We start from the raw sequence: 23268 nt of genomic DNA, 5'->3' as shown, positions 1-23268 counted from the left end.
AAGTTCGCTCACGAGGGAGCCAGCGCAATGCACGGTCAGTTGACACCGGACGTGCCACTCGGCCCGTTCGAGGGCACGGCGATCACGGTATGGTCGGGGCAGGGCAAGCAGGCGAAACTGCATGCCAAACCCTCGTGTTCGTACCTGCGCTCGGCTCACGGCGTCGAACGGACGGTACATCTGGATGCCGTTGTGGTAGGCCGGATGTGCCCGCAGTGCGGCACCTACGGGTCCTGGGCACGTCCGGGTACAGGGCTGGCGGTGTTCCTGGACACGGTGACCGGGCTGGGTCTGTTGTATGAACTGGACAGCTTCCGCGCACCGGACGAGGACACCTTCAGCGACGAAGAGGTCCGGCACGCGGCCGCTGTGCTGTACACGCCCGTGGCCGACGGTCCGGCGGTCCCTGCCGAGCAGGACGACGCGGAGGACGACGAGGACGGCACGTGGGAGGAGCGGCAAGAGGCCCAACGTGTACGCGAGTCGGTGCTGCGGCAATGGGGCGGCGCGCTGGCGAGCATGCACCGTACCCACCGGAAACTGGCGCTGTTTCCCTGGCTGCGGGCCTGGGCCGGGGAAGCTCTTGAGGCAAAAGCCGGGTATCTGCGCGTCCTGCAGGAGCAGGCCCGGCTGCTGGTCGTCGAAAGGGCGCTGCTGGCGGCTGCCGCGGCGGCTGCCATGACGGAACCGGATGTTCCCGCCGACGAGCCGGCCTTCGCGCCGCTGGGCGGCCCCGGCAAGGCTCGCCGGCTGCTGCTGAAGCTGTGGCGGCGGTGGCGCAGCGCGGTCGAGGACAGCTGGGACGACCCGCAGCAGCAGACGTACGTGGTTCATCACCTGACCGACACGATGGGCAGCCGCCGCAAGGGACGCAAGCAGATACTGGATCGGGCCCGGGCGGTGGTGGCCGGCTGGGAGGCCGACGTCCGAACGGCGGCCGGCGGGCGACACGGCGAGCGGGTTGTGGTCGCTCGTTTTCCTGATGATGCGGCGGAGCGCGGTTCTGGCAGGTCACTTGTGGACCGGCTGGGTGAGTGGGAACTGGGGGTGCTCGCCTCGTACACGGCCGGCACCGTCTGGGAGCCGCAGTCCGTCCTCACCCTGCGGGTGCCGGAGCCGGTGGCCGTGCGGCTTCTGACTCACCCTCACACGCTCTCCTACAGCGAGCCGGAGACTGCCGAGGCCGGACAGCCTGCGGCGCCGTCCCCGGCAGAGCCGCGGCCTGGGACCGGATCGGGGCTGGGGCCGGGGGTGTTCGACGACGCGCCGGTCCACAGCAGGCGACCGGTCACCAGCGAGCACCTGCGCGCGCTGCGCACCGCGATGCGGGATGCCGAACAGCTGTACGTGGTGTTCTCCGTCGACGGCGGGCTTGAGGTCGTGGCCTTGAGCGTTCTGGAGGAACGGTGCAGCTCAGGATGGCAGGGTTGCATCGTCGCCGGTGCAAGTGACTTGCCCGACGCGCTCTTCGCGCCCCGCCAGCCCTCTTCCGGGCAGGAGGAGCCGGTCTGGCCCGCCCGTATCCACGATCCGCATCACGAGGCGTTCGGCAGCCATCTGAGCTCGACAGAAGGCGAACGGGTGCTGGTGCGGCTGCGCGAGGGGCGACGCGACACCGATCACGCGCTGCGTTCGCTGGCTCTGGCCCGCGGCGTGGCCGACCTGCGCCGGCTGGAGGCTGTCGGGTATGACGACCGGGATTTTCCGCGCCGTCCCTTCGTGTCGGCGGTCTGGCACGGTCTGCTGGCCATGGAGCAACTGGACCTGGAGCCCTTCGAACACGACACCGGCACCGGGTGGCGGCAGGGGTCGGGGCTGCCGCTGGGCGTGCTCGCCAAAGTGCAGGTCTACACCTCGGACGCGGAGGGCCGCTATCAGGGCCGGGCCCACTCCCCCGACTGCAAGCACCGGCGTCCGGAGCGCGGTGTCACCGGCGACGACGACTTGGTGAGCATCGCGGAGTTGCTGGACAACAAGGGCTTCGATCCGTGCAGTAAGTGCGGCGGGTATGCCGTGCGCCGTCTCAGCCAGGATCAGGTCGCCTACTACCGCGCCGCGCACCGGCTACACAGCCTCACCGACCAGGTGCGCTCGGCAGCGGTCGGCAGCGCCGGCAGTGCTGAACTGGCGGCGCAGCTGACGGAGTTCGCCGAGCTTGACCGGCGGACTGCCGACGCGTGGTTCCCGCTGCGGAAGGAAGCCCGCCAGTGGCGGCGGACGGTTGCTGCTCTGATGGGTGAGCTGTCCGGATCGGTATGACCGAGGACAGGGCTGCGGCGCTCGGCGCTGGAAGGCTGCCCCGGCGTCCGGCGGGCCTCTCGCAGCGCCGGTTGGACGCCTCGGCCGTCGGGCACCCCTGCCGGGTTCCGGGCGGGCTTGGGTGCCGGTGTGTCACGCCGGGCTCAACAGCACCTGTTCCACGTCCTGCCAGGCTGGGGGCGGTTGGGCTGCGGAACGCACGACGGTGAGCAAGCGTCCGTCGAGGCAGGCGTCGAAGCGGCCTTCGGCCCGGGCGAGGCGCTCCCGGACACCCGCCTGGGGCGGGGGCTGTTCGGCCAGGACGGCCAGCAGCACCTCGTGCCGGGCAGGTCCCAGCGCGTCGGCTGGCACCCAGGCGCCGCGGACGGGAATGCCGGCGAGTTCCGCGTCGAGTGCGGGCGCGGTGTCGTACAGCCGCTGGACCATACGGCCGGTCCGTGAGAGCAGGTCGGCCGCAGGTTGTGCGCGGGCAGCGGCCAGCGGCATCGCGTCCTGCGGTGCGTCCGTGTCGGGCGGTGGGGCGGATGGTGCGCTGGGCGGTGTGGTGGGCGACGGCGGTGCGGGATCGCCGGCCGGCATCTGCCCAGAGGGGTCCTCTGGTGGCCTGCGCCGTCGCTCGCGCACGGGAAAGCGCCATTGGCCGCCTCCGCCCTGCCGCTTCCAGCGGTCGTCCAGTGCACCGTCCCAGCGTTTGTCCTGAGGAAGGAAGATATCCACGGCGACGCCGGAGCGGCCGATCCAGACCCAGCTCATGAAGTAGGCGTGGTCGCGGTGGGACGCCGACCAGAGGGCGAGTTCCTGCAGCCGTCTCTTCTGCTCGGCGAGCGGCTGCTTCGGCAGGAGTGTCTTGGCGCGGCGGTGCCGGCCCCGGGCCTCTCCCGCGACCCTGCCTCCGGGCAGATGGAACAGCAAGTCCGGTCTGATGCCGCCGTTTTGATAGCCCGTCAGTATGCGGCCGGGCAGTGCGTCGAAACTGTGCAGGGCATGGGCCGTGTTGTCCCAGGCGAAGAGGGCTTCGCTGGCCGCCGTCAGCATGCCCAGTCCTGAGCTTTCGGTGACGAAGCTGCGGATGTGCCGCGAGCTCGCCACGAATGCCCGGTGATCGACCTGGAGCGGGGCACCGGCGCCGGGGGCTGCGAGATAGCTGGCCAGAAGGCGGACCTCGAGCTGCCTGGTGCGGTAGTCGACGACCCTGTTGAGGTCGCAGGCGAGCGCGTTGATGTGGATGAGCCGGGCCAGTCCCACCCCCAGGTCACCCTGTCCGACCTGGGTGGCGGTCACCATCGGCCCTTGCACCCGGAACTGCCATACCCGGGCCCATACGGTGCTCAACGTCGTGTTCCTCCCCGATGCGGTGCGCCCGCGTCATGGCGTATCGCACACCGTCACGTCCGATTCTCCCTGCCCTGCAGCCGCCCAGGGTGTCACGTCGTCAGTCGCCCAGTCCCCGGCAGGTGAGTGCGCCCAGCTCGTTTTCGACGGGGCCTCAGTGCCGGGAGTGGCGCAGGTACATCGGCAGGACGGTGCGCATGAGCTGTTCGCCGCGGGTGGTGATGGCCTCGAAGTGGGTGCGGGTCATGGCGGCGAAGTTGGTCGGGTAGGTGGCCACTGCGCTGCGGGGGACGAGGTCGGCGGGCGGGGCGGGCAGGCGGTCGTCTTTCATGCCGAGGTAGGCCAGGGCGAATCCGTCGATGCGTCCGCTCGCGGCCCATTCGTGCAGGCGGGAGCGGGCGGAGTCCTGGGCTTTGCGGTGGACGGTGGCGAAGGAGCGGCTGAGGCGTCCGGTCTGAAGTGCGGTGCTTTCAGGGTGAGTTCTCCCTGGCCCGCGTCGCAGGCGATGATGAAGGGCACGTCGTAGACGTGCTGGGTGTGGTGGGGTGAGCGTCCGGGTTCCAGGACGGACAGGCCGAGGTTGTCGTAGACGCCGCCGTCGGTGAGCAGCACGGTGTGCTGCTGGTGGTGTCCGTCGCGGTGCTGGAAGGTGAAGGTGCGTTCCAGGGCGGGCAGCAGGGCGGGGTAGGCGGCGGAGGCGGCCACGGCGGTGGCGGCGGGGATGGGTTCGGTGATGGTGCCGTAGCGGGAGCAGCCGCTGCGGGTGCTGCCGAAGCGGACGGCGTTGGTGGTGGCCAGGTCGGTGGCGGTCAGGACGACGTCGAGGCCGGGGTGGGTGACGTCGGCCATGGTGCGGGTGCCGAACGCCTGGCGGGCGAGGACGGCGGCCAGGGCGTCGGTGCGGTTGGCGGGGCGGGCGACGCTGACATCACTGCCGCGGGTGAACGCTCCGCGGGCGCCGGCGCGGGCGGCCGCGGTGAGGTTGCGGGCGACGGCGGAGGGTGTGAACGCCTGGCGTGCGATGGCCAGTTGCAGGCCGGAGCGCAGCAGGTCGGTGGTGCGGGTGTCGAAGTCGGCGAAGTCGGGCGGGCCGTAGGCCCACAGGGCGGCGAGCAGCGAGCCGCCGGAGATGCCGGAGACGACACGGATGCGGTCGAGGAGGTCGCGGTCGTGGAGGGCGCGCAGACAGCCGAGGTGGAAGGCGGCCGCGCGGGAGCCGCCGCCGGACAGGGCGAGGCCGAGGGTGCGGGTCATGGGCGGGCGTCGTCCGATCGGCGGGGGGGCGGGCAGGGTGTTGTCGGTGGCGGGGCGGGTGGCGTAACCGCCGGGCCACCACAGGCCTGGGCCGGGGTGGCCGGCCGGCGCGGTCGGAGCTGGTGGGGTGGCGGCCGTGGTGGTGCGGGTGGCGAGGCGGGCGTAGAGGTCGGGTCCGTCTGCGGTGGTGAGCCATTTCTGCCAGACGGGTGGTGGTCCTCCGGCGATGAGGACGAGGGCTCGGGTGGGGGCGTCGTCGAGGGGCAGGGTCAGGAGTTCCATGGCCGTGCGGTCGGTCGCGCTGGGCTGTGCCGGGGTGTGGGGGTGGGTGTGCCACAGGCCGAGGAAGCGGCTGGTGTTGCCGGTCGCGGTGCGGCGGGAGGCGAGGTGGTGGGTGACGCCGTCCAGGCCGTGCTGGAAGTAGGTGTCGCTCAGCAGGGAGTCCGGGGGCGGTCCGGTGGCCTCGTCGACGTGGATGATGCCGGTGGCGTCGTCGATGGTGCCGAGCAGCATGCCGCCGGTTTCGACGCGCGGGCCGCGGACGCGGGCGCCGCGGCGGGCTTCGGCGCGCATCTCGGCGAGGGCGGCGGGGGCGATGCGGACGTCGTAGCCGGTGGCGTCGTCGGTGATGGTCGTGTCGTTGGGCCAGGTCAGCCAGCGCGGCCCGGCGGGCTGGGGGTCGGTGGGGCCGCTGGGTGTGCGGACGGTGAGCGCGGCCATGGTGTGCTGGCCGTCGGGGGCGTTCAGAGCGTGGAGGATGCCGGTCATGAGCTGTCCGGCCAGGGCGGCGACGTCGGCGGCGGAGCCGGTGAAGGTGGCGTCCGAGCAGCCGGGTTCGGGCTGGAAGAGGTCGGTGCGGGGCTCGGTGGGGAAGAAGTCCTCGACCATGTCGGCCAGGGCACCGGTGGGGTCGGTGCGGGCGGCCAGGGAGGTGCGGCGCAGGACGTCGGTGCCGCCGCCGGTGGCTCCTGGAGGTGAGAGGGCGACGATGCCGCGGGTGGCCTGATGGCCGATCATCAAGGTGGCGAGGTGGGGCCAAGGGAGGGGTGGGGTCGGTGCGGCGGGCGCGTTCGAGGTAGGCCCGTACGACGCGGTTGGCGGTGCAGTCCAGGATCAGGTCGAAGGAGTGCACGCCGAGGACGGGAAAACGGCGGGTGATGTCGGCGACGACGGACTCGATACGGGTGGCGTGCGGGTCGATCTGGTTGAGGCGGTCGGCCAGGACGTCGGCCTTGGGGTATCCGATGTCGGGGTCGGTGTAGGGCTGGCGGGCGTGGATACCGGGGTGCACGAGTGACTTGTCGACGACGGTGACGTGGGCGGCGCCGGCGCGGGCGCAGATGTCGGCGGCGGGCGCACCGAGCGCGCCGGCGCCCAGGACGAGGATGCGTTTGCCGTGCAGCCAGGCCGCCGGGGTGTGGTGGTCGCGGCGGACGGTGACCTCGGGGCGGGCCTCGTAGAGGCTGAGCCACCGGGTGGTCAGGGTGTCGAGCCATTCCTCGCCGATCTGCATGATCTCGTCGCCGAGTTCGGGCAGTTGGCGGTCGACGTAGGCGGTGACGGCGCGGCGGGTGAGTTGGTCGGCGAAGTCGGGCAGGTGCCAGGCCACCAGGTGGGTCCGGCGGGAGCCGTGGCCGCTGTTGCCCCGGGAGGGGGTGCCCAGCAGGAGATGGACAGGGGCGGGCGGGCGGGATGTGCCGTCCGGGCCTGTCTGGTCGGCGGTGGTGCGCAGGCGGCGGTTGTGGTCGGCGGCCAGGCCGACGAGACCGAGGATCATGCGGGCGGTGATGCGGCCGCGCGCCAACGCGGCGATGAGCGCCCGGGCGGTGTCGGGGTATTCGAAGGTCAGATGGTCTGTGGTGATGACAGCCGGGGCGAGGAACACCTCGGCGTCGTCGGGGAGTTGGGCCGCGGCCCGGGCGTCGGTGAGGGTGTGCGGCCACGGTCGGCCGAAGGGCAGCCAACCGACCACGTCGCTGCGGTCGGCGTTGACATGGTGCAGGAGGGCCGCGCCCAGCCACGGCTCGTCGTCGGCGGCGGTAGGCGCATCGCGGCGGACGACGAGCAGGCCGTCCGCGTGGTCTCCGAGCGCGTGAGGCGGGTGCAGCGGCTCGCCGGGGGCATCGAGTTCGCCGGCCGCGGCAGCCTTGAACCAGTCCAGCAGGCGGGTGATGAACCCGTACATGCCATCAGCCGGGTCCCACTCGGTCGCCGTGGAGCGGTACAGGCACGGGAAGCGGGCCCAGACGACGTGCGGGGCCCCGGCGAAGCGTTTGTGCCGGGTGTGCACCAGCGGGACCTCGAAGGGGAAGTCCGGCGGGATGTAGAGGGTGACGGGCTCTTCGCTGCGCAGCCGCAGGCCGCCCTCGACGCGGGGCAGGCCGGCGCATCCGACGCTGATGCGCGCCTCCACGAAGCCCGTGGGGGCCGCGGGTGCCGTGTCCACGTGGGAGAGGAAGACCCCGCGGTCGGAGTCGGTGATCTGCCGGAGTTGGTCGAGGGCGAGGTGCTGGCCGGCCGTGACAGCCGTAGTGGTGCGGTCGCTCACGCGTCACCGAATCCCAGGGGCGTGGCGGGTGCGGCCTTGTCTCCTCGGGCCTGCTCGACGGCGCTGCGCGCGGCGGTGGCCGCCCGGGGGGAGGGGAGAGCGGCGGTGGCGGTGAAGGCGGCGGCCGGGAAGCGGGTGGTGCCCAGCGCGGCCAGCATCCGCCGTCCGCCGCCCGCGGCCTTCATCACCAGGGACTTGGCCTCCAGTTCGGCGACGTCGACGAGTTCGAACCCGAAGAGGGGGTCCAGGGCGAACACCACCGGCCGGGGCTCGTCCTTGGTGGGGTACTCGCCCGTGCACAGCACCGGCAGCACGGTGATCTCCGCGTAGGCGTCCCGGGCCAGCAGGTGGGGCGGATTGTGTCCCTTCTCGTCCTGGTCCCGGAAGGGCCGGGAGCTCGCGATCACCCGGGCGTCCGGGCTGGCGTAGGTTTCGAACTGGTCGAGGATGTCCTGCTTGCGCTCCTCCTCGCCGTCCTCGCCCTTGGCGTACATGACCTTCTTGGAGCAGTGGTGCGGGGAGAGCAGCAGGTCCCACTCCACCCGATCGGTGTTGCCGAAGTACTCGCTGTTGTCGAAGATCTTCTTGATCGTGGGGTAGGCGAGGTCGCCGAGCAGGAGCAGCCGGCCCGTCGCGCCGGTGCCGGTGGGCATGCGGATCTGCAGGGCGAGGGACGTCTCGTTGCGTTCACCGGCGCAGTCGCCCTTGAACGGGGCGTGGACGAACGCCTCGAACGTTCCCGACAGGTCGTTGCCGTCGATCATCGTGATTGTCTTGCCGGGGAAGGTGAAGTACTCGTCGGGCAGCTCGTTGTAGGAGTGCTGGTCGCGGTCGTCGTCGTAGCCGATGATCCGGACCCGGTCGCCGCTGGCGGGCTCTTCGCCGTTGGCGAGGGCCTCCAGGGTGGCGGCGACGCGGCGCTCGACCTCGTCCTGGAAGAGGCGGGCGTCCTCGCACATGGTCTGGTCCTGGGAGATCTCCCGCCACAGCCGGGGCGTCGCCCAGATCTCCCCGATCAGGATGTCGCTGTCCACCAGGTCCCGGAACCCGCAGCAGTGGTCCAGGTCGGCGTGGGTCAGGGCGAACACCGCGAGGTAGGGGGTCTCCCCATCAAGCCAGTCGGGGCACGGCAGGGTCTCCGCGAGACGGTCGATGACCGCGGCGACGACCGCGTCCTTCTCGTCGGCAGCCTTCATGTCCCGCAGGTCGACCTGGAGGACAAGGTCGCCGCCGAGCACGAGCGTGGTGGAGTCGCCCGTGCCGACCGGCCAGAACACCACTCCCCGCTCGGGGAGTTCCGTCTCGACCATCCTGTTGCCTCTTCACTCGATGTGGGTCAACTGGCGGGAGAACCACACACGTTCTCTCTGCTTCCATAGCTACCATGCGCCACTGACAACACGGTCTCACCAGGCATTTCACGTGCTGCCGGGGCCCATGTCAGGGGCTGTCGGCCTGGAGGCGGCCTCCCGGCGGCCGCAGGGTGCACGCCGCCACGCGAGCGGACCGAGAGATTCCGCTCCCGTGCCGAAGCGCCGCGGAAGGGGCGCTGGTGAGCTGGCGGCGCTTCCTCGGATCCCGGCCCCTTTCCGCCCCTGTCCCCCGCGCTGGACCGCGTCGTGGGCTGGACGGCTCGATGCTGTACGTACGGCTGGGGCATACCGCATCCCAGGCCACCGCGAGCGGAGTTGTGCTGCTGCGCCGCACCGGCGCCTCACACACTCCCGCCCCCGGGGCAGCGGTCTGCGCCGCGGACCGCGCAGGGGCCGATATCGTGGGGGCGTGCACGACGAGGAACCACCGCCGACCGGCGACACCGCCCAGGACAGCACGGCACGGACGGCCGGCCCGCTCGATCCAGCGCAGCTGCGGCGGATCACCTCCCTGCACCGCGGATTCACCTATCAGAACCTGTACGCCGTGGGCTGTCTGCTGCGGCTGCGTGAGGCCGGTGCGCAGACGCTGCTGATGGAGCTGGACGAGGACCTGGAGGTCGTGCTCCCGGACCGGCATCTCTACCTGCAGGTCAAGACCCGGCAGGGCAACCTGATGTGGAGTGACATCAGCGGGTCGGTTGAACAGTTCGCCAAACTGCGCGCGGAGCACACGGCGGGGCGGCGCCCCGGCGCGCCGAAGCTGATCGTGGTCAGCAATACCGCACCGGGTCGGGATCTGCTGCAACAGACCCAGCAGACGGGCTGGCCGGCAGGCGTGTCGCTGCTGTGGCCGGGACATCCAGATCCGGAAGAGACGTGGCTGCCGCCGACTGCTGCGGATCTCACCGGTGTCCTGCAGTGGTGCACCGAGCAGGCCGCCCGGGTCCCGTTCGGGTCCCTGGGAGCGCAGACGCTGGTGTGGAAGCTGGCTGCCCGCGTGCAGTACGCGAGCGCCGGAGCCCATGGGCGAGCCTTCCATACCGGTGAACTGGCCTCCTTGTACGAGCAGTTCGTCGAGGAGCTGCAGGCCTTTCCCCAGGTTCCCGACGTCTACTGGCCGCCTGGCGGCGAACCGGAGCTGACGGGCGAGCAGCGCGTGCGGCTGGTGACTGGCTTCTCCGGGGTCGGGAAGACGACCTGGGCGGCGCGCGCCGCCGCCCAGTGCCCGCTCCCGGTCACCTACTTCGATGCCGGCCAGATGCCACCCGCAGTGGTGCCCGGCGCGCTGGCCCGGGAGGTTGCTGCCCGGCACCTGAGCGGGCCCGATGCCCTGAGTCTGCCGAGCGGGGCCGGCATCGACGTCCTTCGGGCCGTGCACGGCCGACTGACTCACGACGGCACAGCCATCGCGGTCGTCATCGACAACGTGCACGACCTCCCATCCGACGACCTACTGGCTGCTTGTCCAGGCGCTGCCGACGGCCCAGATCACGCTGCTGGGCCACCCCACCCGGAGCAGACCGCGCTCGCCGCGCATCTGGGTGTCTCCGCCGAGTCCTTGCCCGGCTGGGACACCGACACCGTGGCCGCCGTCTTCGCTGCCGAAGACTGCACCCTGGACTACCCCACCGCACAGCGGGTCTTGGCACTCACAGCTGGTATGCCGCTGTACGTCCTCAACTCCGCGGCGCTCACCCGCACTAACTACGCAGGTGACGGTGGCGCCTTCTGCGCGGCGGTGCAGGAGCAGACCCACCTCGCCCCCACGGCCCAGGAACGCATCCTGGCACAGACCTTCGAGCACCTGTCCGTGCTGGCACGCACGATGGCCGGCCTCATGGCCATCGCTGAAGTCCCCCTGAGCAGACCGGAATTGCAGCAGCTGGCAGCAGCAGCGGGACCGATACGTCCCGCTGCCGCGGCCAGGGCCGTGCGCGAACTCGTAGGCCTCGGCCTCGTGCAGACACTCGCCAACGGTTTCGCCAAACTCCACGATGCGGCCGCATCGTTGGCCCTCCATGGGTCGCATGACCTGCATGAGGAAGCCGCCCGCCGTGTCGAGCAGACCCTGGCTGATCTTCTCGAGGCCACAGAGAACTGCCGCGGCTGGCCCGCTGGATGCGGCTGCTCGCCGATACCGGCCAGATCGACCGCTTGCTGGAGATCACCAGTCAGGAAGGCTTCTACGAGGGCGGCTTCCCGCGCGAACTGCGCACGGTGATCGCGGACGTGGCGCAGGATCCGGGTCGGGACGCCGTCGACCGCCTTGATGCGCACAGTGCGTTGGCCTCCTGGGCATATGGGGAAACCAACTGGGAGGCCTACGCACGCCACGTCCACGCCATGGAAGTCCTCGCCTCGGAGGGCGGCAGCGGGATCGGACCACGTGAGAAGGTCCTGGTGGCCATCCGCCAGTTCCCTCTGCACGGGCACACCGGTGACAACGAAGCCCTCGATGCTACGTTCAGGACAGCCCTGGCTGAGCTTCTCGCCCCCTCCCTCCTGGAGCGATCTCTGCGCTACGGCTACGTTCAGGGGCTCTACCACGCAGGCAGCTACCGAGCCGCAGGCCCCGCAGCCCTGGAACTCGCCGACGCCTACTGCGTTCACCTCGGCCTGGACCTGGCCAACCTCCACGGCCCCACCGAGGCACTGCACAAGCCTGTTTGAACAGCGAGACACCCGACGACTACAAGCGCCTCGCCGACTGCTTCGCCATGCATGTCAAGTGCTGCCGTCAGCTCAAACTCGACTACGGCAGCGCCGCGTTCCCCGCCATGAAGCTCTACATGGCCGCAGGGGCCTGGCGATCCGCCGTCGACCTCGGCCAGGACGTGGTCGAGACCATGCTGCGCTTCGACGAAGCACAGGCCGCCCTGAACTTGATCGACCGGCAGCTCCTGCCCATCACCCAGGCCTACAACCTGCCCGAACTCATCGTCGGGCTCAGGTCCCACCGAGCCGTGGTCCTCGCCCGTACCGGAGACATCGCTGCGGCCAGAACAGAGATCAGCAGCCTCACACGGTACGAGTTCACCCCAGCGCAGGCCGCCGACATTCGCGAGCAGGCCAGCATCATCGAGGAACTCGCTGCTCAACAGGCACAAGGCCGCCCCTGACCGACCCCGCCAGGCAGGTCGATCACCTGTTCCCTCAAACCGGCGCGCTGGTCATCCGACCGGTGACACCGCACACTCTCACACGCCTCTGACCTGCATAAATACGAGTAACTTCACAGGGGTTCCGGCGGTAGTTGCGACTTTCCAGCTCAATCACGGATTCGCTGCCCACAGCACCATCTAGCGCTGGCCATAGCCACGCAGACAGCAACCTGCACAGGTCAGACACCACGTGCACCTCGATTCAAACTATCCAACTTGACCACGTGCGCCCAGCTCACATCCTGAAGCGCCCCAGATCAAAACCAGGAATCCACACCTGGCGCATAAGGCGGCTGAAGGCGACGGCTGGGTGATCGGCTTCGGCTTCGGCCAGCCGGTGATGACGTGCCCGGGATGCGCAGACGGTCGCGGCTCCGTCCGGGAACGCGGCACCTGCCGACGGTGCATGGGCCGCACCGATGCGGCGTCCAGGTGTACGTACTGCCTGCACTCCGAGCCGCCAGGCACCGACGGCTGACGGCCTTCACTGCGCGGCCCGCCGCTAACCCATGGGAAGGCCGAGCTCATCGAGGTCGTCCGCATCACCGATCCGCCAAGCACCTCAGTTCGGAGGCCCTGGCGGGCGACACCGCCGCCATCTGGGAGGGTGACCAAGCCCAGCAGGCCCTGTCTCTGATCGCCGACCTACCAGGCGGTGAGCTGTACCGCTGCTTCCTCCCCGGCTGGGGAATCCGGGCGCACAACTCCACCGGTCGGCTCTTTGAGATCGCCTTCTGCTTCCGCTGTCACGGTGCCCGCACCTGGGGGCCGGACCTTCCTGTCGAACAACAAGGCCAGACCTTCGAGGCGGAGAGCCCTGCTGCCCTTGAACTGCTCCGTCGATTTCGCTCCTGCCTGCCGGACTGAAGTACAGCTCTCCCACGCCACTGGTGGCCGACAGCCCGTCAGGCATCACGCCAAATTCAACGTCGTCTTAACCTCGCCGTTTCAGTTGACGTGAGGCCGGTTGGTGGCCGGGAACGCGAAAGTCCCTTCTGATCTGGGGCGATGAACCTTGTCGAGGGGTTCTGTCGGTCCAGGTGGAAGGCACTTTCTACGTGTGAGAAACCCCCAGAGCCCCGCTCCCAGCTACACCGCGCGATGCCTCGGATGTGCGCACGCCATCGCCAGGTGCGTCAGCGACCGATGGTCACCAGGTCGTGTCAGGTCAGCTGGTGGGTTCTCCACCGGTTGCTCCCCGAGAACCTACCGGACGATCCGATGTCAGTGGTGACTGGCAGCATGGCGATCATGAGCCGAATCATCTCGTTCAACACCGCAGACAAAGCCGATGTCGTGGCATTTCTCGGGGCCGCCGGGAACCTGACATCTGACCAGCAGCGCAACCTCGGCGTCATGCGCGAGCTCGCGCAGGCCCGTCAACGTGACCTCGACCACGAGGGCCTCGACTGGGGCCTGTCCATCCCGGACGCGCTCGACCACCTCATAGCCGGCCACGCCAGCTCAGACGCTGAATACGCGGCTGCCGCCTACTACAGCGCCCTCCAGCTCATCATCGACCGTAACGGCTCTGACCCATCCGACCTGGGCGTCTACTCCAAGCCCGGCACCTTCTTCAGCCTGCTGGACGACGAACTTCGCCGCCTGGGGGTGAGCGCCGACCTCCTGCCCCACGCCCACCTATTCGCCGGGCCGCCCGACGAGATCCCCTTCTACATCCCGTATCCCGTGGACGGCCCGCACATCGGCATGTGGCCGCTGGCCACGGCCAAGCCCGCCGCGGACGCCTACCGCGCGGTCCTGGGCCAGATGGACGACGGGTTCACCTACGACACCCAACACCTCATCGAGAAGCTGGAATTCGAGCACGCCGAGTGGGAGTTCGCCACGAAGAACCTCGACTGGTACACCCAGGACACGATCTTCTTCTCCATCAATGGCTGACGTGCCATCGCCGCCCTGGAATGGCCCTCCCATGAAATCCGCACCGCGCCCGTGCCCTGCGGGCCCGGTCGGTGGTGCTTCTTGCATGGCCGACGACACCGTCGCTGCCCCGGCCACGGGCCGGTCAGGCCAGAACTGTGGCCACGGTCTCGCGGATGGCGCGCTGCTGCAGCGCAAGACACACCGTCTGCTCACGCTGCCAGGTGTGCGCAACGCGGTGGCTCTGGCGACCGTTCGCTGGGCTCCCGACTGTTATGCCACGTAGCTGGCCTGCTCCAATTCGTACACCGCGCTGCGGAAGCGGGAGCTGGCCCCTTCCCCGTCTCCCCCGTCCAGTTCGTTCAGCCCGTTATTCAGCTGTCGCCTGGCATCCTCGATGTAGGTGATGGCGGGGGTGCTCTCGCAGCCGCCGCCGGAGGTGTAGTTCATGGCGGTGTACGCCAGGTCCCGGGCGGCGTCGAGGTGTCCTGCGCTTGCGTGGCTGGCTGCCTGCCCGGCGTAGTCCTCGGCGGTGACGACCGCCCTCCAGCATGCGGACCTCGCGCTCGCCGCGCTCGCCGCCGGGGCAGCAGCGACAACTGCTCCGCCGCTGAGTGCAAGGGTGGCGGCCACGGCCGCTAGTCGGGTGCGTATGCGAGTCACTGACAAGACTCCTTCCGGATGGCAACGAAGGCTGTCAGCCAACTCAGCCATGCCTGGTGCCGGCAAGGAGCGCGGTGCGGAATGGCCTGTTCGCCTAGATGAAAGGGCTTTAGGCCGGTTCTTGCACGAGTGGGCCGTGTATGCATCCGCGCCCATCAAAGCCGTTTTTGGACCGGTCGCGGGCCCACCGACGTTCGACCGGCGGACGGTGTCCAACTTCACTGGCAAACGGTCAAGTCCGGCGTCAGAGGGCACGTGCCGAGGCCGCTCGCCCAACGAAGGGAGAAAAAGTCGCGGCACGGTGTCACATCGGGGCGGATTCGGCCCCCTTCTCTGTAATGAGGCGGCAAGGTGTGCCGCCCGGCGAGGAGGCACAGATGAATCCGCACGGGGTCACGACGAGCCAGCGGGACCTGCGGTGACCGGCATTCTGCCGCGTACGTCGGAGGTGGGGCACTGGCTGTGGGTGCTCGTGGAGGCCGGTCTGAGTCTCTGGTGGATCGCCCTTGCTGCTGCGGTTGCGTGGATTACGGCCGCGGTGTGGTGGCGCCGTCGGGCGGTGCGCGAACTTGCCGACCGTACGCGGGTGGAAGTGGTGCCGGCGGCCACATTCGCCCCGGAGCTGCTAGTGATCTGAGTCAGAGATTCGTCGGCAGTATGCGGCGACTTTGTCGAGGATCTCGTCGGCGGTTTTCGTCCAGGCGAAGGGCCGCGGGTGTTCGTTCCAGTCGGTGAGCCAGCTGCGGATGTCGCGTTCGAGGGCCTGGACGGAGCGGTGGACACCACGCTTGAGTTTCTTCTGTGTGAGCTCGGCGAACCATCGCTCCACCAGGTTCAGCCAGGACGAACCGGTGGGTGTGAAGTGCAGGTGGAAGCGGGGATGGGCCAGCAGCCACTTCTTGACGGCGGGCGTCTTGTGGGTGACGTAGTTGTCCAGGATGAGGTGTACTTCGAGGTCGGCGGGCACCTCTGTGTCGAGCTTGTTGAGGAACTTCTTGAACTCGACGAAACGGTGCCGCCGGTGCAGGGAGCCGATCACCTTTCCCGTGGCGACCTCCAGGGCCGCGGACAGGGTGGTGGTGCCGGCGCGGACGTAGTCGTGACTGCGGCGTTCGGGAACACCGGGCACCATCGGCAGCACGGGCTGAGACCGGTCCAGGGCCTGGATCTGCGACTTCTCGTCCACACACAGGACCAGGGCCTTCTCCGGCGGATCAAGATAGAGGCCCACCACGTCACGGACCTTGTCGGTGAACAGAGGGTCGGTGGAGAGCTTGAACGTCTGCGACCGGTGCGGGGCCAGGGCGAAAGCCCGCCAGATCCGCGAGATGGCGGACTGGGACATGCCCGTGGCCGCCGCCATGGACCTGGTCGACCAGTGGGTGGCGTTCTTGGGCTTCTCCTCGAGTGTCTTGACGATGACACGTTCGACGTCTGCGTCTGTGATCTTCCGCGGGACGCCGGGCCGCGGCTCGTCGGACAGGCCGTCCAGACCGCGTTCGAGGAAGCGCCGCCGCCAGGTGCGGACCATGTCCGCAGTGACACCGAGCCGACGTGCCACCTCCATGATCGAGTGCCCCTCGGCGCACTCCAGAGCGATCCTTGAGCGCTGAGCCAGAGACTGGGCCGTCGAGCGACGACGCACCCAGCCTTCCAGCACGGTCCGTTGGGCATCAGTGACCGACAACGGCGGAATCTTCGGACCCGGACGACTCATACCCAACCAACGACGAATCTCCGACTCAGGTCACTAGAACCATCTACAACACACCCAGCCACACTCAGCACACAACACATAACCCCAGCTCACACACCCCAACCACCCCGCCCAAAGCACCAATTCAGCCCCTCAGCGAACCCACAACACACCAGGACAACCGCCACCCAGCACACCAACACCCCCTCCCAGCGTCACTCGTTCTCATCATCTACGGGGTGACACGTGGCGGACAGAGCGGAGGGGACGATCTGGGCACTATCGGCTCCCTTGTCCTGGCGGTGGGCTATTGGCTGCCTTTTCCGGCACGAGGCCCGCGTGGCGGATCCGCTGTTGCCTCTGAGCCTGTTCGCCCCACCGCACGTGCGAGCCGGCACACTCCCCGCGTTCCTCTTCTACTTCATCGTCAACGGGCTGTTGTTCTTCACTCCGCTCTACCTGCAGGGCAAGCTCGGCTACTCACCCTTCCAGTCCGGCCTGGGTGTCCTGCCGATGGGAGTGGTGGTCTTCCTCTCCTACGTCATCGCCCCTAAGGTCCTTGCCCGGCACGGGCAGCGGCCTCTGCTGGTGGGAGGACTGCTGCTCATCGCGCTCGGCGGCGCTCTGTGGGTGGGAACACCGTTGGACGGGCATTACTGGGCGTGGCTCTTCCCCGGCATCGTGATCATGAGTGTCGGACAGGGCTTCGCCTTCACCTCCTTCAACGCGGCCGCCCTGACCGGCGTCTCACAACGGCGCCACGGCGTGGCCGGCGCACTGAATGTCACAGCTCAGCAGGCCGGGGCTGCCATCGGCACCGCCACCATGGTCACCATCGCTGCTACCGCCGCCCCCGACACATCCGCTCAGGGCAAGCTGACCGGCATCACATGGCGTACTTGGTGGCGGCCGTCTTCACCCTGGTGAGGACCGCCGCCATTACCGGCCTGCGGTCACTGGGGCATGCCCAGCCTGTGCAGCAGCAGAAGTCGGTCTCGATGGCGGTGTCGGCGACGGTGGCGAGAAAGCCGAAATCCTCGCGGTCAGACCGTGGTAGCGGTTGGCGGGCATCTCTGAAGACCATCCTCGCAGTGACGCCGACCGCGGTGAATTTCGAACAGCCAGCACCGGCACGGTCTGTCCTGAGTCTCCCCGGCGAGGCCGTAATTGTCGCACTCAAGGTCATAGTTGCCGCACTCGAGGTCGCTGTAGCCGGGGCCGATGATGGGCACGAGGCCTCTATTCGATGTCGGTGATCAGCGGTAGGGACTCCAGCCACCGAAGCGAGCCATCAGCATCCGTGCCCCTTCCTCATCCAGCCCGAGAGTCCCGGCGACCTGCTCGGCTGACGCGTCGCGTCCGGCATCGTGGGCCGGCCAGTACCCGACCTGCCCAGCAGCCACCTCCAGCCGACCGGCCACCCGCACAGCCACCAGCCCTTCGGCGAGCAGGTGTGGCGCCACATTCGAAGCGAAGCCGCACAACGAGCGGACCGTAAGCAGCTGTCCGTGGCCGACTCGGCCGTGGTGATGCGGCGCGACACCCATCTCCTCTACCGCAACAAACAGACCGCCCCCGGGCGGTGGGCGCGGCGCACTGCCGCCGAGTTGGCCTTGCTCACCGAGCAGTTGCGTTTGTGCACCGGCGAGGAAGCCGGCTGGTTCTGGGCCATCCAGCGCCAGCTGCATGCAGAGATGCCGCAGTACCGCAACGACCTCGTCGCGATCGCTGGGCTGGCGTGTCCGCTGAAGCCCGCCCGACAGCCGCGCCGGCTCCACACACCCGCCCCCGCCGCCGCACTGCCCGTGCCACCGAGACCTGCCGCGCGGCCCGGTACCCATACCGTGGTACCGGACCGCGCGGCTCGGCGGCCGGGAGCCCGGCTTCAGCTCGTTGTGGCTTCAGGGTTCAGCACCGCAGGCGGCGTGATTCCGTGGCACCGGCCGAACCCGGGTGGGCCGACATTGCTGCGGGGAGCTAGCAGGCGCGCCACGAGGTGATCCTGTCGTTGGCTGTCGGTCCGATGTTGGGGCGCGACTCGCCCGGTCCCACCCTCGACAGGAGGGATCCCCCGTAGTTTGAGTTGTCGTAGAAGCAGATCTGGGAACCGGTGCGATTCCGGAGGGAGGTCGTCTGATCGTTGATGTGGTCTCCGACATTGGAACGCTTAGTTCCGGGTACGAAGAGGAAGCGGCCTTCGTAATTGCTGTCGCCCCAGACGCATACGTACTTCTTGGGGCAGTCGTTGGGAACGGCGCTGGCCGGCGTCGCTCCTAAGCCAACTGTCGTTGCTGTCACACACGCTGCCGCGATGACACCGGCCACCAGAGTTCGCTTCATGTCTTTCCGCCTTACCTTGTCGATCTGCGTGCCGCAGTTTGCGGTCATCAGGAATGCGTGAGCAGGCCGGGTGGGCAGTCGGTCGGATGTGGAATAGCTGTGGTGTCCGCCGAAGGTGCCGGATTCCGGTCCCGCTCCCCGGCGCCTCATTCCTGCCTGCTTCATCCGCACCTGGTGCGCGGACTCCCCTCTCTGTCAGAGCGTCCCGTCCGAGCGTTGTCCGGGGCGGCTGTCCCGGACGCGTATTCATCCTCGGCGCTGCCGCACTGCGGTGCATCGGCGAACATCGCCTATATCGATCGGGCGGGAGGCCGGAGGTGTAGGCGAACATCGCCTACACCTCCGGGCGGCACGGCGGCCCGGGGTCAGGGAAGCTGCATGTCCCTGAGCTGGCGGCGGGAGGTGATGCCCAGCTTGCGGAAGATGTTGCGCAGGTGCGCGTCGATGGTGCGCGGGCTCAAGAACAGCTGCGCGCCGACCTCCTTGGAGGTGGCCCCGGTGGCTACCCGCCGCGCGATGTGCAGCTCGTGGGCGGTAAGCGCATCGGTCGGCCGGGCAGTGGGCTTGTGTGGCCGCTCGCCGGTGGCGCGCAGCTCACGGGCGGCGCGGGCGGCGAATGCGTCTGCGCCCATGCCGGACAGCAGTTCGTGGGCGGTGCGGAGTTGCTCGCGGGCGGCCTGACGCCGGCCTTCGCGGCGCAGCCATTCGCCGTAGACCAGGTGGGCGCGGGCGAGATGGGTCACCATCCGGCAGCTCCCGAACCGCTCGATCGCCTCGCGATACAGCGCCTCGGCGACCGGCCCGGTGCTGGTCAGCGCTCGCGAGCGCGCCTCAAGACCGAGCGCCCACTGGGTGCCGCTGACGCGAGTTCGCGAACTGAGCAGCTCCAGCGCAGCCGCCGCCGGGGCTGGTTCACCAGCGCGGACGGCCGCCTCGATGAGCTCGGGCAGGGCCAGGTTGCTGTGCTCCAGCTCGTCGGAGTCGCTCGGGCCTGCAGCGGCGTCGAACGCGGCACGGTAGGCGCCCGTGCCGTTGTGCAGCACGGCCAGCGTGTACTGGGCCACGGTGACCACCGCGCCCTCGCCCCGCCGGGTCGCATCCTGGACCATGGCCGCGTGCAGCTCGGAGGTTTCGGCCTTGCGGCCGCGCCAGGCGGCGAGCATGATCCCGGTGACGGTGACGGCCGCAGGCTGGATCGCGGTGGCCTCGGCGACGAGCTCGGCGGCGTGGGCGAGCTCGCCGGTGTGCACGAGCACGACGGCGAAATAGTCAAGCGCGGCGGGCAGCTCGGACAGTGCGCCCGCTTCGCGGGCGAGCCGGACGCGGCGGCCGGCCAGCTCATACACCGTCTCGTCGTCGAACAGCGCCACCGCGACGCGGCTGGCCAGCCACAGCCAGCGGCGGCTGTCGTCCGCTGCCGCGGTGCCGGGATGGCGATCGTGGTGGCCGAGCGCCCCCAATGCCCGCCGCAGGCTGGGCACGCTCGCCTCGTACCCCTGCGTGGCCCTGGTCACCAGCCCGTCAAGCAGTAGGTCCACCACCCCTGGCGGGTGCGGCGGTGCGGGCGCGGCCTGGGCCGCTTCGGCCACCTCCCGCACCCTGCAACCGCGGCCGAAGGAACCAGCGACGACGGCCGCTTCGAGCGCCTGCAGGTAGGTCTGGCGGGCCGTCGCGACATCCAGCGGGACAAGCGCCCTGGCCGCGTCCAGCAGCATCCCAGGCACGTCACTGCTCCGGGTGGTATCGAACGCGATCTGGGCGCGCAGCAGCTCCACCCGGACGCGTCCCAGCGGATCCAGCGGTACGGCCGCCGCAACCGTCAGCAGCTCCAAGGCGGCTTCGGGCGCGCCGGCCTGGTGCGTGGCGTGTGCGGCGGCCAGCGCCCGGCGTGCACGGTCGGCGGGTTCGGGGGTCAGCACCACCGCTTGTTCCAAGAACGCGGCCGCGGCGGCCGGCCCGCCGCGGGTCCATGCCCGGCCGGCCAAGCGCTCCAGCTCCACCGCGATCGTCTCGTCGGCCCCGAGCGTGGCCTGCGCGCGGTGCCAGGCGCGGTGGTCGGGGTCGGTCTGCGGGTCGGTCGCCGCAGCCAGCGCGCGGTGCACGCGCCGGCGGTCAGACGGTGCGGCGGCACGGTAGACCGCCGAGCGCACCAGTGGATGCAAGAACCGCACCCGGGCGCCGATCTCCAGCAACTCCGCCGCCTTCGCCGGTGCAGCTGCCTCGGCGCCGATACCCAGGTACTCGGCCGCACCCCGCAGCAGCGCCGTATCGCCGAGCGGCTCAGCCGCCCCGACCAGCAGCAGCAACTGTGTCTCGGCCGGCAGGCTGCGTGACCGGCGCTGGAAGCTCTCCTCGATCCTGCGCGGCACGCTCAGTGCGTCCGGCAGCCCAAATCCACCCGCCAGCTTCACCGGTCCTGCGCTTCGGGGCAGCTCCAGCAGCGCTAGCGGGTTGCCCCGCGCTTCGGCGATGATCCGGTCACGTATCCGCTCATCGAGCGGTGTCCTGACCCCTGTGGCGAGCAACGCCTGCGCATCTGCTTCACCGAGCCCGTCCAAGCCCAGCTCCAGCAGCCCAGCGAACGGGTGAGCGTCGCTCGGGTCGGGTGTGTGGTCGCGCAGCGCGAGCACCAGCGCCACCCGCTCGGCGTCCACCCGCCGCGCTACGAACGCAAGGGTCTGTGCGGATGCCGCATCCAGCCACTGCGCATCGTCCACCAAGCACAGCAGCGGCCGTTCCTCGGAGACCTCGGCCAGCAGACTCAAGGTGGCCAGCCCGACCAGGAACCGGTCCGGCGGGTCCCCGGCACGCAGCCCGAACGCCACCCCCAGGGCGGCCTGCTGCGGTTCGGGCAGCGCACCCAGCCGGTCCAACAACGGTGCACATAACTGGTGCAAGCCCGCGAACGCGAACTCCATCTCGGACTCCACACCCACCGCACGCTCCACCCGGAACCCCGACGCGGCGCCACGGGCATACTCCAGTAACGCGGTCTTACCCATACCGGCCTCACCGCGCACCACCAGCACGCCGCTGCGCCTCGACCGCGCGTCTGCGAGCAGCCGTTCGATCGCCTTACGCTCGGCGTGTCGGCCTAGAAGCATCGTTGGTTCTCCTGTGGGCGCCGGCTGACACTCGGCCGGGCTGATTCCCCGTCTGCGTCCCTCTCACGCTCAGCCCCAACCAAAGCCTGGCGAAACCGTTCCCTTAGGCAATCGCGTCGCCTATACGAAGGCACCTGCCGGACCTGGCCCTTCAACGCCGGACATGGTGACGGAGACCTGCCCCGGCCGCGTCGACGGTCCGGACACCCACGTGCCAGGCGCGATCCAGCAGTGTGACACCGCTCAAGTCTACGTTCGCGTGGCATCCGTCGGCGAGCGAACCGCATATGAGGTGATTCGGCGACCGGACACACCATCAACCCCTTCAAGGCAGTTGCCAGGGCGCGGCGGTGGGCATCTGGTGGAAGAACGCGCGGGCCGCAGCGAGGAAGGCTGCGGAGATCGAGCAGCGGCGTGCTGGGGGGCTGCCGGCGGAGTCGTCGGGGGGCGCTGACCGAGGCGCGGCGTGAGCAGCTGGAGGAGGTCGACACGTCCTGGTGCACGGTGTGGCCGGTGACGTGGCAGCGGTGCTTCCACCTGGTCCGGCCGCACCTGGACGAGACCGGGGCGCTGTCCACCGCGGCGGGCGAAGTCGTGTGCCAGGGGCGAGGATCTGGGGCGGTGGGTGACGTCGGTCCGGGCTCGGCTGGGACAAGCTCACCACCGTGCAGCAGTGGACGTGCGAGCAGGTACTCGGCATTGAGCCCGCGTCCGAGGACGAGAAGCCGAAGCCGAAGCCAGGCGTTCGAAGTCAAGCACGCCAAAACCCTTCCAGTAGCGAGGGCAGGGTGCTGGCAGCTATCGGACATGCAGGGGGACTCCCCCGCGGCCACGGTTGCCCGTGGGCTCGGCTGGTGCCGCGGCGATGCTCGGGTGGTGGCACCGGCTCACGCAGTACGCCCGCCTGGCGGGCCTGATGGATGATATTCGAGCTTCGCGCTCAGCCCGGAGTGGCACGGCATCGTTGCACCGCATCGAGAGTGTCGACGCCGCTGAGACGAGAGCTGCCGTGCGAACCCCGAGCACCTCATAGCCCAGCTCGACCCGTACCTGCACCTGATGGGCGCAGGCTCCAGCCACAAGCACGCCGGCTGGCAGGCAAGCGACTTCGCGGCCATGTACCAGGAGGTCTACCGCATCATCCGCGACACGGGGCGCCGGCACGAGGAAGCCCCCCCTCAAGCGCGACTGCCTCCAGTGGTTCGACGGAATGCCCTCCCTCATCTACGACAACCGCAAGAGCAGGCGCCACGGCCGACGCCTTCCGACCACCCCGGAGACCGCACGGCACATCCAGGAATGGCCTGCCGGGCACCGTAACGGAGCATGGCCTCAGGACAGTTGGGCATCCGCGACTCGTCCAGCGTGTCGCGGATGCCCTGCGCGGGCGTCAGCCGTTTGTCGGGTCGGTGGAGAAACGCCCGGCGCCGGTCCGGGAGTCGGGCATCCCGAGGTGAACGGTGGTGTACCAGGCGGACGTGTCGCGTTCGCCGTTGACGGCCCGGGAGCCTCCCGCGCGTCCGGGGCGCCCCGACAGGCCGGACTTCTAAGGGTGGCCCTAGATGAATGAGTCCGATGTTTGTGCTGGCCGCGACCATGGCGAAGGGCGCCCGTTGACTCGTGTGTGACTACCAGCCTGGACGCCCTTCTG

At 69.5% G+C, this 23268-nt stretch carries 16 protein-coding genes and 2 pseudogenes; 8 read left to right on the top strand and 10 right to left on the bottom strand.

The window, feature by feature from the left end; all coding sequences use genetic code 11:
• Positions 1–27: 27 nt before the first annotated feature.
• On the top strand, positions 28–2259 hold the full coding sequence (locus AB0C46_RS37245; protein ID WP_362833544.1) for a hypothetical protein: 2232 nt from the start codon (positions 28–30) through the stop codon (positions 2257–2259).
• 132 nt (positions 2260–2391) lie between these two features.
• Here AB0C46_RS37245 and AB0C46_RS37240 read toward each other — a convergent pair whose 3' ends face one another.
• The 5 genes and pseudogenes from AB0C46_RS37240 to AB0C46_RS37220 form a co-directional block, all read right to left on the bottom strand.
• Positions 2392–3591 carry a hypothetical protein gene (locus AB0C46_RS37240; RefSeq protein WP_362833543.1) on the bottom strand — a complete coding sequence of 400 codons (1200 nt, stop codon included), beginning with the start codon at positions 3589–3591 and terminating at the stop codon, positions 2392–2394.
• 154 nt (positions 3592–3745) lie between these two features.
• On the bottom strand, positions 3746–3922 hold the full coding sequence (locus tag AB0C46_RS37235; protein ID WP_362833542.1) for a hypothetical protein: 177 nt from the start codon (positions 3920–3922) through the stop codon (positions 3746–3748).
• Complete coding sequence (locus tag AB0C46_RS37230) at positions 3919–5862, bottom strand: patatin-like phospholipase family protein (protein WP_362833541.1); 1944 nt, start codon at positions 5860–5862, stop codon at positions 3919–3921. Before AB0C46_RS37230 ends, AB0C46_RS37235 begins: the two co-directional genes overlap by 4 nt.
• A 106-nt stretch (positions 5863–5968) precedes the next feature.
• A pseudogene (locus tag AB0C46_RS37225) lies at positions 5969–7258 on the bottom strand (ThiF family adenylyltransferase); the annotation flags it as partial.
• A gap of 131 nt (positions 7259–7389) precedes the next feature.
• Positions 7390–8703: a hypothetical protein gene (locus AB0C46_RS37220; protein ID WP_362833540.1), complete on the bottom strand. Its 1314-nt coding sequence runs from the start codon at positions 8701–8703 to the stop codon at positions 7390–7392.
• 472 nt (positions 8704–9175) lie between these two features.
• On the opposite strand from AB0C46_RS37220, the gene AB0C46_RS37215 reads away from it, so the two are divergent.
• The 4 genes from AB0C46_RS37215 (at position 9176) to AB0C46_RS37200 (ending at position 13835) form a co-directional block, all read left to right on the top strand.
• The gene (locus tag AB0C46_RS37215; protein ID WP_362833539.1) at positions 9176–10990 is read left to right on the top strand and encodes a hypothetical protein; all 1815 of its coding nucleotides are present in this window, start codon (positions 9176–9178) and stop codon (positions 10988–10990) included.
• Positions 10924–11439 (top strand): hypothetical protein, encoded by a 516-nt coding sequence (locus AB0C46_RS37210; protein ID WP_362833538.1) that lies wholly within the window; start codon positions 10924–10926, stop codon positions 11437–11439. Before AB0C46_RS37215 ends, AB0C46_RS37210 begins: the two co-directional genes overlap by 67 nt.
• Positions 11436–11888, top strand: coding sequence for a hypothetical protein (locus AB0C46_RS37205; protein ID WP_362833537.1), 453 nt, complete (start codon positions 11436–11438; stop codon positions 11886–11888). The genes AB0C46_RS37210 and AB0C46_RS37205 overlap by 4 nt, the downstream gene beginning before the upstream one ends.
• Before the next feature lie 1293 nt (positions 11889–13181).
• The gene (locus AB0C46_RS37200; RefSeq protein WP_362833536.1) at positions 13182–13835 is read left to right on the top strand and encodes a hypothetical protein; all 654 of its coding nucleotides are present in this window, start codon (positions 13182–13184) and stop codon (positions 13833–13835) included.
• Between the two features lie 252 nt (positions 13836–14087).
• Here the strand turns inward: AB0C46_RS37200 and AB0C46_RS37195 are convergent, their stop codons facing one another.
• Positions 14088–14477 (bottom strand): hypothetical protein, encoded by a 390-nt coding sequence (locus tag AB0C46_RS37195; RefSeq protein ID WP_362833535.1) that lies wholly within the window; start codon positions 14475–14477, stop codon positions 14088–14090.
• Positions 14478–14895: 418 nt separating this feature from the next.
• Here AB0C46_RS37195 and AB0C46_RS37190 point away from each other — a divergent pair, with 418 nt between their 5' ends.
• On the top strand, positions 14896–15114 hold the full coding sequence (locus AB0C46_RS37190) for a hypothetical protein (protein WP_362833534.1): 219 nt from the start codon (positions 14896–14898) through the stop codon (positions 15112–15114).
• Here AB0C46_RS37190 and AB0C46_RS37185 read toward each other — a convergent pair.
• Positions 15103–16194 (bottom strand): IS630 family transposase, encoded by a 1092-nt coding sequence (locus AB0C46_RS37185; RefSeq protein WP_362833533.1) that lies wholly within the window; start codon positions 16192–16194, stop codon positions 15103–15105. The two genes, AB0C46_RS37190 and AB0C46_RS37185, sit on opposite strands and share 12 nt — an antisense overlap.
• Positions 16195–16419: 225 nt before the next feature.
• On the opposite strand from AB0C46_RS37185, the gene AB0C46_RS37180 reads away from it, so the two are divergent.
• On the top strand, positions 16420–17100 hold the full coding sequence (locus AB0C46_RS37180; protein ID WP_362833532.1) for an MFS transporter: 681 nt from the start codon (positions 16420–16422) through the stop codon (positions 17098–17100).
• A gap of 329 nt (positions 17101–17429) precedes the next feature.
• Here the strand turns inward: AB0C46_RS37180 and AB0C46_RS37175 are convergent, their stop codons facing one another.
• The 3 genes from AB0C46_RS37175 to AB0C46_RS37165 form a co-directional block, all read right to left on the bottom strand.
• Positions 17430–17861, bottom strand: coding sequence for a hypothetical protein (locus AB0C46_RS37175; RefSeq protein WP_362833531.1), 432 nt, complete (start codon positions 17859–17861; stop codon positions 17430–17432).
• A 289-nt stretch (positions 17862–18150) separates the two neighbouring features.
• Positions 18151–18513 carry a peptidase inhibitor family I36 protein gene (locus tag AB0C46_RS37170; RefSeq protein WP_362833559.1) on the bottom strand — a complete coding sequence of 121 codons (363 nt, stop codon included), beginning with the start codon at positions 18511–18513 and terminating at the stop codon, positions 18151–18153.
• A gap of 365 nt (positions 18514–18878) precedes the next feature.
• Entirely contained in the window at positions 18879–21617 is a 2739-nt protein-coding gene (locus AB0C46_RS37165) for a LuxR family transcriptional regulator (RefSeq protein ID WP_362833530.1), read from the bottom strand.
• Positions 21618–21937: 320 nt separating this feature from the next.
• Between AB0C46_RS37165 and AB0C46_RS37160 the strand changes: the two are divergent.
• Positions 21938–22375: pseudogene (locus AB0C46_RS37160) on the top strand (helicase); the annotation flags it as partial.
• Positions 22376–23268 lie beyond the last annotated feature (893 nt).

The sequence above is a fragment of the Streptomyces sp. NPDC048637 genome, assembly GCF_040650675.1.
Lineage (GTDB): Bacteria > Actinomycetota > Actinomycetes > Streptomycetales > Streptomycetaceae > Streptomyces.
Note: the sequence above shows the minus strand (reverse complement) of the source record. Positions and strands in the feature narration are given on the sequence as shown.

Bases quoted from the DNA above. Each gene is read 5' to 3' on its own strand.
- AB0C46_RS37245 (WP_362833544.1), top strand. From the start codon at position 28: ATGCACGGTCAGTTGACACCGGACGTGCCACTCGGCCCGTTCGAGGGC.
- AB0C46_RS37235 (WP_362833542.1), bottom strand. From the start codon at position 3,922: ATGAAAGACGACCGCCTGCCCGCCCCGCCCGCCGACCTCGTCCCCCGC.
- AB0C46_RS37230 (WP_362833541.1), bottom strand. From the start codon at position 5,862: ATGATCGGCCATCAGGCCACCCGCGGCATCGTCGCCCTCTCACCTCCA.
- AB0C46_RS37220 (WP_362833540.1), bottom strand. From the start codon at position 8,703: ATGGTCGAGACGGAACTCCCCGAGCGGGGAGTGGTGTTCTGGCCGGTC.
- AB0C46_RS37200 (WP_362833536.1), top strand. From the start codon at position 13,182: ATGAGCCGAATCATCTCGTTCAACACCGCAGACAAAGCCGATGTCGTG.
- AB0C46_RS37185 (WP_362833533.1), bottom strand. From the start codon at position 16,194: ATGAGTCGTCCGGGTCCGAAGATTCCGCCGTTGTCGGTCACTGATGCC.
- AB0C46_RS37175 (WP_362833531.1), bottom strand. From the start codon at position 17,861: ATGCAGCTGGCGCTGGATGGCCCAGAACCAGCCGGCTTCCTCGCCGGT.
- AB0C46_RS37170 (WP_362833559.1), bottom strand. From the start codon at position 18,513: ATGAAGCGAACTCTGGTGGCCGGTGTCATCGCGGCAGCGTGTGTGACA.
- AB0C46_RS37165 (WP_362833530.1), bottom strand. From the start codon at position 21,617: ATGCTTCTAGGCCGACACGCCGAGCGTAAGGCGATCGAACGGCTGCTC.